The sequence below is a fragment of the Corynebacterium sp. MSK006 genome (genome assembly GCF_030232385.1).
Taxonomy (GTDB): Bacteria; Actinomycetota; Actinomycetes; order Mycobacteriales; family Mycobacteriaceae; genus Corynebacterium; species Corynebacterium frankenforstense_A.
This window is the reverse complement of sequence record NZ_JASPJZ010000015.1, coordinates 38600-53299: the sequence shown is the minus strand read 5'-3', so window position 1 is coordinate 53299 and position 14700 is coordinate 38600. Positions and strand designations below refer to the sequence as shown.

Here is a 14700-nt window from a genome sequence, read left to right as displayed (position 1 = left end):
CGCGCGGGGCGGGCGAAGACGGGCTTCAGGTGTAGAGCGCCTCGATGGCCCAGCGGCCCGCGCGCCAGATGAGCAGCCAGGCGTAGGCCGCGCCGTCGGCGCCGTCCTCGCCGGCGACCTGGAGCCGGGCGACCGGTTCGGGGCGGTCGACGGGCCAGGGCCCGGCCCAGCCGGTGACCAGGAAGCGGCGCTCGCCCCAGGCCAGGCCGGCGGGGGCGGCGCTGAGCTCGGCCTCGGCGGTGACGGCGACGCGGCGCCCGGCGGCGTCGACGAGCATGACCCTGCTGGCGGGGTGGTTCGGCCCCGCGCCGAGGCGCGCCGGCAGCGGGCCCGGGATGCGGCCGGGCCAGGAGCCCTCCGGCGGCGCCTCGCGGGCCTCGCCGTAGGGCACGAGCTCGACGCGTTCGGCCACGCCGCGGCCGCCGATCAGGCGCGGCTGGAGAACGGCGTCGGCCCCGAGGGTGGACACGACGCGCTCGACGGCGCGGCGGGCGGCCTCTCCCCCGGTGCGCCGGCCCCACAGGGCGGCGACGGTCTCGGGCTCGGCGACCTCGACCGGGTCGAGGGTCAGCGCGACCAGCCCGTCGTCGGGGTCCGGGTCAGCCGGCGCCAGGTCTGCCGCGGCGACCGGCTCGGCGCCTCCTGCCGAACCGGCGGCACGGGAGGGACGGGAGGCGGAACCGGCACCGCCCACTGCACCGGGCCGCGACGCGTGCGGGTGGCCCGGGGCGGCGTCGAGGGCGCGGACGGTCAGCCAGCCGTCGAGCTGCCAGCGCACCCGGTCGGCGGTGGCGGACTCGGTCAGCGGCTCGCGGGTGCGCCACACCCGGGTCAGCCGCTCGCCGCCGGCGAAGTCCGCGGTCACCCGCAGCCGGTTGCACGCCACCCCGGCCTCGGCGAGGCGCGCGTGCAGCCGTGCGGCCAGCTGGCGGGCGGCGAAGGCCGCGGCGTCCACGCGCACCACCGGCTCCGACGGCTCGAGTGCCACGGCCAGGTCCGGGCGCCCGGCCTGCGGGGCGACCAGGCGCTCGCCGGCGGCGGTGGCCACCTCGCGCAGCCGCGCCCCGGCCGCCCCGAACCGGGTGACCACGGCCGGGCCGGGCAGGGCGGCCAGCTCCCCGGCCGTGCGTACCCCGAGGCCGACCAGCGTGGTCGCGGTCTGCCCGTCGCAGCCCAGGGCGACCTCGGCGACGAGCTCGGCGAGCGGCAGCGGGGCCAGGAACTCCCGGGAGGCGCCCGGCGCGACGACCCGGCCGTGCCGGGCGGCGAGCACCGCCGTGGACAGCTCGTCGGCGACCCCGGCCAGGCAGTCCACGCCCCGGCGGGCGGCGGCGTCGAGCAACCGCTCCACCGCGGCGTCCTCGCCGCCGAAGAAGCGCGCCGGCCCGCCCGCAGAGACCACCGCCAGGCCGGGGCGCAGCACCTCGACGCTGGCGGTGACCTCGTCGAGCCCCGCGGCCACCGGCTCGAAGGCGCGCGCGTCGCGGTCGGCGTCGGCCTCGGCGACGTCGAGCTCCGGGCACAGCGCCTGGGCCGCGCGCAGCCGCATGCCGCGGCGGACCCCGGCGGCACGCGCGGCGGTCCCGCAGGCGAGGACGCGGTGCTCGGCGACGACGGCGCCCGGGGCCGCAAGCCCCGCGGCCTGCACGGGCCAGTCGGGGAACCACAGCGCGATGACGCGCGGGGCCGCCACTGCCCCGCGCGCCTCGCTCTCCGCACTCGCCGCACTCGCCGTCACGGGGACGATTATCATCTATCGAACACCTGTACGCCAGTGCCGCCGGTCAGGCCCGGACTCAGACCGCGCGCAGCCGCCCGGCGGGACGCCGCGCCCCGCCGACGGCGCCCTCGGCACCCGCGTCGGCCCCGCGCGCGGCGTCGGCAAGCGGGCCCGGGTCACCCAGGCGCAGCACCGTCGAACGCGGCGCAGCCCCGCGCGCTACGGTGCGCACGCCGACCTCGAGCACCCGGATGCGCCCGGCGCCGCGGCCCAGCCCGTCGAAGCCGGTCACGCGCGCGCTCACCCGCGCCAGCGGCGAGGGCACGCGCACCCCGACGGCCAGCAGCGCCGCCGTGCCGCCGCGCAGCCGGGCCAGAAGCGGGCGCGCCGCACGCGGGGTCAGCTCCCTGGCGCCGCGCCAGACGACCAGGTCAAGGCCGTCGACGAGCACCCCCGCCACCGCCGCCGGTTCCGCCCCGGCGCGCGGCACGGCGACCACGCGACCCAGCTCCCCGCCGACCTCGGCGACCCCGGCGAACGAGAGCTCCGGCCAGCCGACGACCCCGACGCTCAAGCCCGCCGCCGTCGCCCGGGCCAGGGCCTCGGCGACCAGCGCGGCGCACCCGTCGAGCTCGGTGACCGCACCGCGGGCCAGCGGCAGGGCGGCGTCCAGGCGCGCGCCGAGGCCGAGCGTGTGCGCGGCGTCGGCCACCGCGGCGTCGGCAATCGAACCCCCGGTGGCACCCGCGCCGCCGGAGAGCGCGGCGACCTTCTCGCGCAGCGCGGCGATGGTGCCGGCGCGGTCGAGCCCCGTCAGCTCCCCGCCACGAACGCCTGTTCTATCCACGTCCGCGATTATCCCCCGCCCGCCGCCCGGGCGTCAACTGGTAGCGTAAGCCCCCATGACCACGGCATACGGCAGCATGCACGCACACCCGACCCCGATCCCCACCCCGCCGGTGGTGCGGCTGGGCACCTCGGCGCTGTTCGGGCTCGCCGTCGCCGTCTTGACCACCCCGCTGCCGCGAGGGGCTCAGGTCGCCGTGATGATCGCCGCCGTCGCCGCCGGCTGCCTGCTGACGTTCTCGCACCCCTACCGCCGCGAGATGCGCGCCTTCCTGGACAAGCGCGGCATCGAGGCCCGCCCGCGCCTGGGCCAGGTGCTGCCGCTGTTTCTGGTCTGGCTCGCGCTCATGCTCGCCCCGCTGCTCGCCCCGGCGGCGACCTGGGTGACGCTGGTGGCTTTCCTCGTCGTCTTCGGCTGGATGTTCTGGGTCTTCCCGCACGTCGACGGCACCCGCGCGCTCGCCTTCGCCGACCCGGAGGACTAGCCCCCTGAACGGGGGTTTTCGAATCAAAAATTTCGCCGGGGGCAGGGCACGGACAAGAATTACCGGCATGTTCCTCTCCGCACTCGACATGCTCGTGCCCACCCACCAGTCCTCCGGCCTGTGGCGCCACCCCGACGCCGAGCCCGAACAGTACCGCGACCTGGACTTCTGGGTCTCCCACGCGCGCATGCTCGACGAGGCCGGCTTCGACGCCCTCTTCCTCGCCGACGTCGCCGGTATCTACGACGTCTACGGCGGCAGCGGCGCGGCCGCCATCCGCGCCGGCATGCAGTACCCGCTGCTGGACCCGATGCCGCTGATCTCCGCGCTGGCGGCGGGCACCCGGCGCCTGGGCTTCGGCGTCACGGCGAACACCTCCTACGAGTCGCCGTACCTGCTCGCCCGGCGCTTCGCCACGCTCGACCAGCTCACCGGCGGGCGCATCGCCTGGAACATCGTCACCGGCTACCAGCCCGGCGCGCTGCGCAACATCGGCGCCCCCGAGCTCGACCACGACACCCGCTACGACCGCGCCGACGAGTTCGCCGAGGTCTGCTACGCGCTGTGGGAGGGCTCCATCGAACCGTCCGCGCTGGTCTCCGACGCGGAGTCGGGCGTGTACATGGACCCGGCCAAGGTGCACCCCATCGAGCACAAGGGGCAGTGGTTCGACGTGCCGGGCGCGGCGGTGAGCCTGCCCGGCCCGCAGCGCACCCCGTTCCTCTTCCAGGCCGGCTCCTCGCCGCGCGGCCTGGCCTTCGCCGCCCGCCACGCCGAGGCGCTGTTCTTCTCCGGCACCACGCCCGACAACGTCGCCCCGCTGGTCACCGAGGCGCGCCGCCTGCTGGCCGAGGAGGGCCGCGCGGACTCCGAGCTGACCACGATCACCTCCGTGACCGCCATCGCCGCCGAGACCGACGCCGCCGCCTTCGAGCGCTACGAGTCCTACCTGCGCTACGTCGACCAGGAGGCCGCGCTCGCGCTCTTCGCCGGCTGGACCGGGCTGGACCTGTCGACCTACGGCCCCGACGACGTGCTCGAGGACGTCGAGATCCAGGGCAACCGCTCCGCACTGCAGTCCTTCACCAGCCTGGACCCGACGCGCCGCTGGACCGTCGGCGACCTGGCCGCGCACATGACCATCGGCGGGCGCGGACCGGTCTTCGTCGGCTCGGGCGCCACCATCGCCGACGAGCTCGAGCGCTGGCTGCGCGAGTCCGGCGTCGACGGCTTCAACGTCGACTACGCCCTGCGCGGGCCCGACATGCGCGCCTTCGCCGAGCACGTGGTGCCGATGCTGCGTGCGCGCGGGCTGGTCTCGGACGATTCGATTGACGACGCCGCGCCGCGCACCCTGCGTGCGCGCGTGACGGGTTCCGACCTGCTGCCTGCCACGCACCCCGCGGCGAAGTACCGCCGCTAGCGGGCGCGCGGCCCGGGCTCAGCGGCCGCCGCGGTCGCGGCGGTCCTGCTCGGCGCGGATGCGCTCGGAGACGTCCTGGATCTTGTTGTTCGCCCACACGTAGAACAGGTGGCAGGCGTAGAAGACCGCCCAGATGCCGATAAACGTCGGCAGCCACCAGCCCCAGTAAAGGTCGGCCTGCCAGATGAAGATCGCCGTGAACAGCAGCGCGAACAGCAGCGTGCGGGCGGGGTCGACGTGGAAGAATATGCGCTCGCGTCCGCGGCGCTCACGTGCGGCCATGGGGTGACTCCCTTCGGTTCCGGTCGGGCTCGCGGCCCGCTCAGTCGAGGTCGCGCGAGGCGGCCCAGCGCGACAGCGCGTAGCGGTTGGACTGCTGCGTCTTGCGCAGGATGTTGGAGGCGTGCGTCTCCACGGTCTTGACGGAGATGAACAGCTCCTTGCCGATCTCCCGGTAGGTGTAGCCGCGCGCCAGAAGCCGCAGCACCTCCAGCTCGCGCGGGGTCAGCTCGTCGACCACGGGGTCGTGGGCGCCGGCGGCCGCCGGGCCGTGGCCGGCGAAGGCGTCGAGGACGAAGCCGGCCAGGCGCGGCGAGAAGTAGGCGTCGCCGCCGTCGACGCGCTCGACGGCGTGGGCGAGCTCCGCGCCGTCGATCGACTTGGTCACGTAGCCGCGGGCACCCGCGCGGATCACCGAGATGACGTCCTCGGCGGCGTCGGATACGCTCAGCGCCAAAAAGCGCGGCTCCACGCCCGCGTCGTGGACCCGCTGAATGACGGCCACCCCACCGCCGTCGGGCATGTGCACGTCGAGCAGCACCACGTCGGGCCGGGTGCGCACGATGCCCGTGACGGCGTCGGCGACGGTGCCGGCGTCGCCGACGACCTCGCAGCCGGGCTGGACGCCCAGCTCGGCGCGCACGCCGGAGCGGAACACGGAGTGGTCGTCGACGAGGAAGACTCGGGTCATGCGGCCAAGGATACCGCCCGCGCCCGGCCCGCTCACACGAGCTCCACGGCCACGCGCACCTCGGTGCCCTCCCCCGGCCTCGAGCGCACCGTCGCGGTGCCGCCCACGCGCTCGACGCGTCCGCGCACCGAGTCCGCCAGCCCGTGCCGGTCGGCGGGGACCCGCCCGGGGTCGAAGCCGCGGCCGCGGTCGCGCACGAAGATCTCGAGGCGCCCGCCGAGCAGCTCGGCGTAGACGTCGGCGCGGTCCACCCCGGCGTGCTTGGCCACGTTCACGCACGCCTCGCGCGCGGCCAGGACGGCGGCCTGCGCGACATCGGAAAGCGGCCTGTCCTCGCCCACGGTGACGGGCGCCAGGTGCAGCCCGAAGAGGTCCTCGACCTCGCCGCAGGCGCGCTCCAGCGCGCCGAAGACGCTCAAGGTCTGCTTTTCCTGGGTGTCGAAGAGCCACTGGCGCAGCTCGCGCTCCTGGCTGCGCGCCAGCCGCGAGACGGTCTCGGGATCGGCCGCGTTCTTCTGGATCAGAGCGAGCGTCTGCAGCACGGAGTCGTGCAGGTGCGCGGCGATCGCGGCGCGCTGCTCGCCGGCGAGCTTCTCGGCCCGTTCGGTGGACAGCCGCTCGGAGACGCGCAGCGCGGCGGGCACGCCGATGACGGCCACGCCGGCCAGGGTGAACACGACGGCGGTGAGGGCCTGGACGAAGCCGTCGGAGCTGGTGCCCACCAGCAGCACGATCACACCGACAAAGACCAGGCCCGTGCCCACGACCACGGAGGTGACCCCGGCCGGACCGCGCACACCGCGGTCGTAGGCCTGCCAGGCCAGCACGGCGCCGAGCGCGACGACGACCAGCGGCACCGCGAGCTCGAAGTTGAACCCGCCCTCGCCGTCGATGCTCACCGACATCGTCGAGCCGAGCACCAGGGCCACCAGGATCAGCCCCCACCACCCGAGACCGGGCACGCGGGTGCGCGTCGGCGGGGCGTCGGCGGGCTCGGCGTCGCGCGAGCTGGCCAGCCAGATCCCGGCGTAGATCAGCACGCCCACCCCACCGGCGGCCGTCAGGCCGAGCAGCACCAGGCGCACCCAGAACACGTCGACGCCGAGGTGGCGCGCAAGCCCCGCGGCCACGCCGGCGAAGACGGCGCCCTCGCGCGGGCGGGTGTAGACCGGGTAGGCCACCTCCCCGCGGGCGCGCGCGCCGGACTGCTTTCGGAACATGCCCTCCATCTTCCCTGCCGAGGCGCCCGGACACATCGGGGGTTTCCCTGATGCGCTCCGATGACGCACCGGAGACAATAAACGTATGGACACCAACACCGCGGGCGAACTGGCCCGCCGGATCTGGGCGACGCGCCCGCCGCGCCTGTCGGGCTCCCCGGGCGCCGGGGTGTGCGAGGGCATCGGCGTGCGCTACCGCATCGACCCGATGCTCGTGCGCGTGCTCTTCGTCGCGGGCGCGTTCATCTGGGTGACCAGCGTGCCGATCTACCTGATCCTGTGGGGCCTGATGCCCCGCTACGGCGTGCCGTACTCGCCGTTCGAGGCACTCGGCCGCCCCGGCTCCGACAGCGAGGACCGCACGAGCGGCATCCTGCTACTCATCTTCGCCGTGCTGACCTCGGGGCTGCTCGGCTCGAGCCTGGTCGACGGCTCGGCGCTGGCGTTCCTACTCTCCCTGGCCCTGGCCGCCGGCGCGTTCGTGCTGCTGCACAAGCGCACCCCGGTGCCGCCGCCCGGGCTGATCGCCACCCCGATTGACGACGCCGCGCAGCGCCCCGTCGACGGGGACGCACCCGTCGACGGGGCGCACGACGGCGCAGGCGCCGTCGGTGCGGGTGCCGCCGGTGCCGCCGGTGCCGCGCCGTGGGCGGACCTGTCCGGCTACGAGGTGGCCGAGGGCTGGCCGGACCCGCGAGCGGGCGCGCAGCGCCAGGCCCCGGCCGGCGACTGGGACCCGCTGGGCGCGGCTCCCTACGACTGGCGCAGCCAGGGCCGCACCGGCTACTGGACGGAGAACCCGGACTCCACGGGGGCCAGCTACCCGGGCGGCGGCACGGGCGCCGGCACAGGCGGGGCGCAGGACGCACCGTGGTACGCCGACGCCGGGGTCGGGGCCGGCGCCGGCGGGGCCACCCACTACCCGGGCGCGGACTTCGTCGAGCAGCCGAAGGAGAAGCGGCTCAACTGGCCGCTGATCATCGGCGGGGTACTCCTGGCCGCGCTGCTCGCCGGGGCCGCACTGGTGGTCGCCGGCGGCACGCTCTTCGGCGAGGACCGCCAGGCCCCTGCCGCGGAGGCGGACCTGCAGGACGACTACGAGGGCGGCCTGCGCGCCCTGACGGTGGACCTGACCGGCGTCGGCCCGCTCGACGAGCCGCACACGGTGACCGTGAGCTCGGGGCTGGGCTCCACGCAGGTCTTCCTGCCGGCCGGCGTGCCGCTGGAGCTGCAGTGCGAGGAGGGCCTGGGTGACATGGAGTGCACCTCGGGCGACTACAACCGCGACGCGCCGGGCGCGAAGCTGACGGTCGTCGTCGAGGGCGGGCTCGTGCCCTCGCCCACGACGGTCGCCGTGGTCGACGACCCGCCCGCGGACGGCGACGCGGACTAAGCGGGTCCCCGGACGCCGGGGTGGCCTGCGCGGCCTCTCCCCCGGCGCCCCGGCTCAGACCGACGCGGGGCGGGTCACTCCCACTCGATGGTTGCCGGCGGCTTCGAGGTCACGTCGAGGACGACACGGTTGACGTCGGCGACCTCGTTGGTGATACGCGTCGAGACGGTCTCGAGGACCTCGTAGGGGATGCGCACCCAGTCGGCGGTCATGGCGTCCTCGGAGGAGACCGGGCGCAGCACCACGGGGTGGCCGTAGGTGCGGTGGTCGCCCTGCACGCCCACCGAGCGGACGTCGGCGAGCAGCACCACGGGGCACTGCCAGATCTGGTCGTCGAGGCCGGCGGCGGTGAGCTCCTCGCGCACGATGGCGTCGGCGGCGCGCAGCGTCTCGAGGCGCTCGGCGGTCACCTCGCCGATGATGCGGATGCCCAGGCCCGGGCCCGGGAAGGGCTGGCGGGCGACGATGACCTCGGGCAGGCCGAGCTCGCGGCCGACGGCGCGCACCTCGTCCTTGAACAGCAGCCGCAACGGCTCCACCAGGGTGAACTCCACGTCGTCGGGAAGCCCGCCGACGTTGTGGTGGCTCTTGATGTTGGCGGTGCCGGAGCCGCCGCCGGACTCGACGACGTCCGGGTACAGGGTGCCCTGCACCAGGAAGTCGACGCTGGCGCCGGCGGGGGCGTCGGAAAGCACGCCGGAGACGGCGCGCTCGAAGGAGCGGATGAACTCGGCGCCGATCGCCTTGCGCTTGGCCTCCGGCTCGGTCACACCGGACAGCTTGGCCAGGAAGGCCTCGGACTCGTCGACGGTGACCAGCTTGGCGCCGGTGGCGGCGACGAAGTCGTTCTCCACCTGCTCGCGCTCGCCGGCGCGCAGCAGGCCGTGGTCGACGAACACGCAGGTCAGACGGTCACCGATGGCGCGCTGCACGAGTGCGGCGGCCACGGCGGAGTCCACACCGCCGGACAGCGCGCAGATCGCGTAGCCGTCGCCGACCTGCTCGCGCACGCCCTCGATAAGCTCCTGGGCGATGTTGGCGGCGGTCCAGTCCTGCTTCAGACCCGCGACGTCGGTGAGGAAGCGGGTGAGCACCTCCTGGCCGTGCGGCGAGTGCAGCACCTCGGGGTGGTACTGGACGCCGGCCATGCGCTTCTCGGGGCACTCGAAGGCGGCCACCGGCGCGCCGGCGGAGGTCGCGGTGGCGGTGAAGCCCTCCGGGGCCTCGGTCACGGCGTCGCCGTGGCTCATCCAGACCTTGTGGGTGTGCTCGAAGCCCTGGTGCAGCACGCCGGAGTCGACGGTGAGGTCGGTGCGGCCGTACTCGCGGCGGCCCGTGGCGGAGACGGTGCCGCCGAGCTGCTGCGTCATGACCTGGAAGCCGTAGCAGATGCCGAAGACGGGCAGGCCCAGCTTCAGGATCTCCGGGTCCGGGGAGGGCGCACCGTCAGCGTAGACGGAGGCGGGCCCGCCGGAGAGGATGAGGGCAGCGGCGTTCTTCTCGCGCACCTCGCCGGCGGTGATGGTGTGGGGCACGACCTCGGAGTAGATGCGGGCCTCGCGCACGCGACGCGCGATGAGCTGCGCGTACTGGGCACCGAAGTCCACGACGAGGACGGGGCTGTTCTTGGTCTCGATCGGCTGCGTCACGGTGAATGATCCTAGTCGATGCGCCGGTGGCACCCCGATTCGGCTCCGGGGCCTCCCCCGCGGCGTCCGCTTTCCGACGTCGCGCGGCGCACCGTCGGCGGCAGGGCACCGCCGGCGGTGCCCTGCCGCGGCAGCCGTCACCAGCCGCGGGTGGCGCGCTGCAGGGCGTCCTCGACCTCGGCGACGAGGTGGCGCAGCTCGGTGACGTCCGGGCGGGCCAGCGCGGAGAGCGATCCGGAGGCCGCGGTCAGCTGGGCGGCTGCGGCCCGGGTCTCCTCGGCGGCGGCGGTGACGGTCTCGACGAGCTCGCGGGCCCCGCCCGTGAGGTGCTCGACGTCGGTGTCGTTAAGCCAGCCGGCGATCACGCCCTGCACCGGCTCCATGATGCGGGCGACCGAACCGGCCTTGGAGTTCAGGCGGGTGACCAGGCGCTCCTCGCGGGTGACCTGCTCGTCGAGGGAGTCGATGCCCGCCTTCAGCGCGGTGTACAGCGCCGTGAGGGACTCCGGGGAGTCCGCGGCGCCCGGCTCGACGGCGAAACTGCCCGCCGCCGCAGTCTGCAGGCGCACCAGCGCCAGCGAGAACAGCGCCTCGCGCGAGGAGCGGTCCACCCGCTCGATGAGCCCGGAGAGCTCCCCGAGGTAGCCGCTGACGATGCCGTGCATGTTCGCCCAGATCTGCAGCGGGGCCAGCAGCAGGGTGCGCTGCGGGCCGGTCAGGTCCAGCTCCTCGGCGGCCGCGCGCACGCGCTCGCCGGCGCCGGCCGCCTCGGAGACGCGGGCGGTCAGCCCGCCGAGATCCTCGGCCAGTGCCCCGGTCTCCTCCTGGCCGTGGGTCCAGTCGCCGAGCAGGTCGTGGGCGCGGCGCAGCGCGGTGATCATCTCCGCGACGGCCGCCTCGGCCGTGGCGGCGGTGCCGTCAGCGGCGTCGGCGGCGTCGACCACCGGGGCGTCGGGAAGCGTGGCACCGGCGGCCTCGCGCGCGGCGAGCTCGGCGGGAAGCAGCCCCCACTGGAAGCGCTCGTAGCTCTCGACGCCGAGGGCCTCAGACAGCGCCGCGGCGGTGCGCTGGGCGACCTCGCGGCGGGTCTGACCGGACTCCTCCGCCTCGCGCTCCTGCTCGCGGACCTCGGTGTAGAGCCCGAAGGCCGTCTCGGCGGCCTCGGTCATCGGGCGGGTGCGCACAGAGAGGTAGCCGCCGGCGGGCAGCGGGGTGACCGTGGCCAGCACCTCGTAGGGGCTGCCGTCGGCGGCCCGGTTGCGCACGAAGCCCGCGAACGGGCGCTTCGCCTCGAGGGCGTCCCACATCGCACGGAAGACGCCGGCGGGCATGTCGGGGTGGCGCACGATGTTGTGCGGGGCGCCGACGAGCTCCTCGAGCGGGTGCTTGGACAGCCGGACGAAGACCTCGTTGGCCAGTGTGATGCGGCCCTTGTCGTCGGTGGTGGAGAAGAAGACGTCGTCCAGGCCGACCGGGTTCTCTTGCCGGTTCATCGTCAGTTTTCAGCTCTGTTTTCAGCTCGGGGGCTTCGCGGGCGCGCTCGCTCAGCTCAGCGCCAGGTCGACCTTCTGGAAGGACTTCACGTCGGTGTAGCCGCACTTCGCCATCGCGCGACGCAGGCCGCCGACCAGGTTCTCCCGGCCCGACGCGCTGGTCGAGGGGCCGTGCAGGAGGGTCTCCAGGCTCGGGCGCTCGCCGGTGAAGGCCGGGTGCGAGACCACGCCGCGCGGGAAGCGCGGATGGGCGGCCACGGACGGCCAGTAGTAGCCCTCGGCCCGGGCCTCGGCGGCCGGGGCGAGCAGCTCACCGGCGGCCACGGCGTCGGCGCCGCAGGCGATGGCCTTGGCCACGTCGCCGGAGCTCTCGATCTCGCCGTCGGCGATGATGTGCACGTAGCGCCCGCCGGTCTCGTCCAGGTAGTCGCGGCGCGCGGCGGCGGCGTCGGCGATGGCGGTGGCCATCGGGGCCTCGATGCCCAGCGCCGCCGAGGAGGTGTTCACACCGGAGCCGACGATCACGCCGGCCGCACCGGTGCGCATCAGGTGCAGCGCGGTGGTGTAGTCGGTCACGCCGCCGGCGATGACCGGCACGTCCAGGGAGCCGATGAACTCCTTGAGGTTGAGCGGCTCGCCGCCCTGGGCGACGTGCTCGGCGGAGATGATGGTGCCCTGGATGATCAGCAGCTCGGCGCCGGCCTTGATCACGTGCGGGGCGAACTCACAGGCGTTCTGCGGGCTGACGCGCACGGCGACGGTGGCGCCGGAGGCGCGGACCTCGCCGATGCGCTCGGCGAGCAGGTCGAAGTCCACCGGGGCGGAGTGCAGCTCCTGGAGCACCCGGTTGGCGGCCGGGGTGTCCACACCCTCGCCCTCGGGCTCCTTCGCGGCGGCGATCACGCGGTCGATCGTGCCGTCGAGGTCGGACTGACGGCCCCACAGGCCCTCGGCGTTGATGACGCCCAGGCCGCCCTGGCGGTCCATCTCGATGACGAACTCGGGCCCGGCCAGCGCGTCGGTCGGGTGCGACATCACCGGGATGTCGAAGGTGTAGGCGTCGATGTGCCAGGTCGTGTCGGTCTCCTTCGAGGAGCGGGTGCGCCGGGAGGGCACGATCGAGATGTCGCGCAGGTGGTAGGTGCGGCGGGCCTCTCGCCCGATGCCGATTTCGGCGTAGTCACGCATTGGGTATTTCCTCATCTCAGGGGACGACGAACGGCGGTTGTGCGCACAAGAGTTTACTCGCGGCCGCCGCACCGGGGCCAGACGGCCCGGCGGCGCAGCCGCCCACCCGGCGGTGGTACCGCCCACGGCGACCGACGGGGCGTCGTCAAGCACACGGAAGGGGCGCGCCCCCGGTGACACCCGTGGCACGCCCCTCCCCCGCTGTGGCAGCGGACGCGGCGACTAGTGGTAGTTCGGCGCCTTGACGGTCTGCTGGATGTCGTGCGGGTGGCTCTCGCGCAGGCCCGCGCCGGTGATCTGGACGAAGCGGGCGTCGTGCAGCGCGGCGATGTTCGCCGAGCCGGTGTAGCCCATCGCGGCGCGCAGGCCGCCGACGAGCTGGTGGGTGATCGCGTCGATGCCGCCGCGGAACGGCACGCGGCCCTCGACGCCCTCCGGGACCAGCTTGTCCTCGCTCTTGACGTCGGCCTGGAAGTAGCGGTCCTTGGAGTAGGAGCGCTTCTCACCGGTCAGGCCGCGGCCCTGCATCGCACCCATGGAGCCCATTCCGCGGTAGCGCTTGTACTGCTTGCCGCCCACGACGACGATGTCGCCCGGCGCCTCGGCCGTACCAGCGAGCATGGAGCCGAGCATGACGGAGTCCGCGCCGGCGGCCAGGGCCTTGGCGATGTCGCCGGAGAACTGCATGCCGCCGTCGGCGATGATCGGAACGCCGGTGCCCTTCAGGGCGGCGGCGGCCTCGAGGATGGCGGTGACCTGCGGGGCGCCCACGCCGGCGACGACGCGGGTGGTGCAGATCGAGCCCGGGCCGATGCCTACCTTGACGGCGTCGGCGCCGGCCTCGTACATGGCCTTGGCGGCCTCGCGGGTGGCCAGGTTGCCGCCGACGACGTCGACGCGGTCGCCGAAGTCCTTCTTGACCCGGGTGACCATCTCGAGCACGCGGTTGTTGTGGGCGTGCGCGGAGTCGACGACGAGCACGTCGACCTCGGCGTCGACCAGCTGGGCGGCGCGCTTGTAGGAGTCCTCGCCGGTGCCGATGCCCGCGGCGACGAGCAGGCGGCCGGAGGCGTCCTTGGAGGCGTTCGGGTACTGCTCGGTCTTGACGAAGTCCTTGACCGTGATCAGGCCGGTCAGCTTGCCGTCCGGGTCGACGATCGGCAGCTTCTCCACCTTGTTGGCGCTCAGCAGCTGCAGCGCCTGCTCCTTGGTCACGCCCGACGGGGCGACCACGAGCGGCATCGGGGTCATGACCTCGGCGACCTTGCGCTTCATGTCCGGCTCGAAGCGCATGTCACGGTTGGTGCAGATGCCCACGAGCACGCCCTCGGCGTCGACGACGGGCAGGCCCGAGATGTGGAAGCGGGCGCACAGGGCGTCGACCTCCTCGAGGGTCATCTCGGGGGTGCAGGTCACCGGGTCGGTGACCATGCCGGACTCCGAGCGCTTGACCGTCTCGACCTGCTCGGCCTGCTCCTCGGCCGAGAGGTTGCGGTGCAGCACGCCGATGCCGCCCTGGCGCGCCATGGCGATGGCCATGCGCGACTCGGTGACGGTGTCCATGGCCGCCGAGGCGACCGGCATGCCCAGCCGGATGTTGCGCGTGAACTGCGCGGAGGTGTCCACCTCGGAGGGGATGACGTTGGACTCCGCCGGCAGCAGCAGCACGTCATCGAAGGTCAGCCCGTTGAGCAGGACCTTGTTCGGGTCGTCTCCGCCGGTGAATACGCGCTCCTGGGTCATCTTCTTCGGTCTCCTCACTTGTGCGATCGCTCCCGGTCGCCGCCATGTGAATGGCGGTACTCCCCGTCACTTTAGTGCGGAAACGCGAGGCGGGGGTCATTGCCCTCGACAGGCGCCCTCAATAGGATCGGGCGTTGTGAACTTTGACCATCAGATGCCCCTCGACCCGTTCGCCGACGACCCGAACGACCCGGCGTCGTTTTTGACCGAGGACGAACCCGTCGAGCCGATCTCCGAGGAGGAGCGCGTCGCCATCGAGCGCGATCTCGCGCTGGTCAAGGACTTCCGCCGCGTGCTCGAGCCGCGCGGGGTGCTCGGCATCGTCTTCTTCTGCGAGGACTGCGAGATCTACCACTACTTCGACTGGGCGATCCTGGCGGCGAACATGCGCGCCACCCTGCGCGAGACCGTCAGCCCGGTCCACGAGCCGGGCGCGCAGCCCGACGTCGACGCCTACGTCACCTGGGACTACGCCCTGGGGTACCTCGACGGCGTGCGCGGCATCTGAATTGCCTTAATCGCCTGAATTGCCGACGCCGCGCGCGTAACGCACCGCGGGGTGGGGTGGGG

The 14700-nt window shown here is 74.0% G+C and carries 13 protein-coding genes; 4 read left to right on the top strand and 9 right to left on the bottom strand.

Annotated elements, in window-relative coordinates; translation table 11 throughout:
* Positions 1 to 25: 25 nt before the first annotated feature.
* Together QQA02_RS09010 and imuA' are read right to left on the bottom strand one after the other, a co-directional pair.
* A complete protein-coding gene (locus tag QQA02_RS09010) occupies positions 26 to 1738 on the bottom strand; it encodes a DNA polymerase Y family protein (RefSeq protein WP_284864174.1) in 1713 nt (570 codons plus the stop codon).
* Between the two features lie 58 nt (positions 1739 to 1796).
* Positions 1797 to 2567 carry a DnaE2-dependent mutagenesis accessory factor ImuA' gene (imuA', locus tag QQA02_RS09005; RefSeq protein ID WP_284864173.1) on the bottom strand — a complete coding sequence of 257 codons (771 nt, stop codon included), beginning with the start codon at positions 2565 to 2567 and terminating at the stop codon, positions 1797 to 1799.
* A gap of 55 nt (positions 2568 to 2622) precedes the next feature.
* Between imuA' and QQA02_RS09000 the strand changes: the two genes are divergently transcribed.
* Both QQA02_RS09000 and QQA02_RS08995 read left to right on the top strand, forming a co-directional pair.
* Positions 2623 to 3051, top strand: coding sequence for a hypothetical protein (locus QQA02_RS09000; protein WP_284776018.1), 429 nt, complete (start codon positions 2623 to 2625; stop codon positions 3049 to 3051).
* A 67-nt stretch (positions 3052 to 3118) separates the two neighbouring features.
* Positions 3119 to 4474 (top strand): NtaA/DmoA family FMN-dependent monooxygenase, encoded by a 1356-nt coding sequence (locus QQA02_RS08995; RefSeq protein WP_284864172.1) that lies wholly within the window; start codon positions 3119 to 3121, stop codon positions 4472 to 4474.
* An 18-nt stretch (positions 4475 to 4492) separates the two neighbouring features.
* Here QQA02_RS08995 and QQA02_RS08990 read toward each other — a convergent pair whose 3' ends face one another.
* Genes QQA02_RS08990 through QQA02_RS08980 form a run of 3 tightly spaced genes read right to left on the bottom strand, consistent with a single transcriptional unit; the run spans position 4493 to position 6664 of the window.
* Positions 4493 to 4756, bottom strand: coding sequence for a hypothetical protein (locus QQA02_RS08990; RefSeq protein ID WP_284864171.1), 264 nt, complete (start codon positions 4754 to 4756; stop codon positions 4493 to 4495).
* A gap of 40 nt (positions 4757 to 4796) precedes the next feature.
* The gene (locus QQA02_RS08985) at positions 4797 to 5444 is read right to left on the bottom strand and encodes a response regulator (RefSeq protein ID WP_284864170.1); all 648 of its coding nucleotides are present in this window, start codon (positions 5442 to 5444) and stop codon (positions 4797 to 4799) included.
* Between the two features lie 32 nt (positions 5445 to 5476).
* Positions 5477 to 6664, bottom strand: a complete 1188-nt coding sequence (locus QQA02_RS08980) for an ATP-binding protein (RefSeq protein WP_284864169.1) — start codon at positions 6662 to 6664, stop codon at positions 5477 to 5479.
* Between the two features lie 85 nt (positions 6665 to 6749).
* On the opposite strand from QQA02_RS08980, the gene QQA02_RS08975 reads away from it, so the two are divergent.
* Positions 6750 to 8057 (top strand): PspC domain-containing protein, encoded by a 1308-nt coding sequence (locus tag QQA02_RS08975; RefSeq protein ID WP_284864168.1) that lies wholly within the window; start codon positions 6750 to 6752, stop codon positions 8055 to 8057.
* A 74-nt stretch (positions 8058 to 8131) separates the two neighbouring features.
* On the opposite strand, the gene guaA is transcribed toward QQA02_RS08975, so the two are convergent.
* The 4 genes from guaA to guaB form a co-directional block, all read right to left on the bottom strand.
* Positions 8132 to 9706 carry a glutamine-hydrolyzing GMP synthase gene (gene guaA / locus QQA02_RS08970; RefSeq protein ID WP_284864167.1) on the bottom strand — a complete coding sequence of 525 codons (1575 nt, stop codon included), beginning with the start codon at positions 9704 to 9706 and terminating at the stop codon, positions 8132 to 8134.
* A gap of 137 nt (positions 9707 to 9843) precedes the next feature.
* Positions 9844 to 11199 carry a PAS domain-containing protein gene (locus QQA02_RS08965; RefSeq protein WP_284864166.1) on the bottom strand — a complete coding sequence of 452 codons (1356 nt, stop codon included), beginning with the start codon at positions 11197 to 11199 and terminating at the stop codon, positions 9844 to 9846.
* A 51-nt stretch (positions 11200 to 11250) separates the two neighbouring features.
* A complete protein-coding gene (locus tag QQA02_RS08960; RefSeq protein ID WP_284864165.1) occupies positions 11251 to 12387 on the bottom strand; it encodes a GuaB3 family IMP dehydrogenase-related protein in 1137 nt (378 codons plus the stop codon).
* Between the two features lie 222 nt (positions 12388 to 12609).
* Positions 12610 to 14130: an IMP dehydrogenase gene (gene guaB, locus QQA02_RS08955; RefSeq protein ID WP_284864164.1), complete on the bottom strand. Its 1521-nt coding sequence runs from the start codon at positions 14128 to 14130 to the stop codon at positions 12610 to 12612.
* A gap of 136 nt (positions 14131 to 14266) precedes the next feature.
* Here guaB and QQA02_RS08950 point away from each other — a divergent pair, with 136 nt between their 5' ends.
* A complete protein-coding gene (locus QQA02_RS08950; RefSeq protein WP_284776036.1) occupies positions 14267 to 14638 on the top strand; it encodes a DUF5319 domain-containing protein in 372 nt (123 codons plus the stop codon).
* Positions 14639 to 14700: the final 62 nt, after the last annotated feature.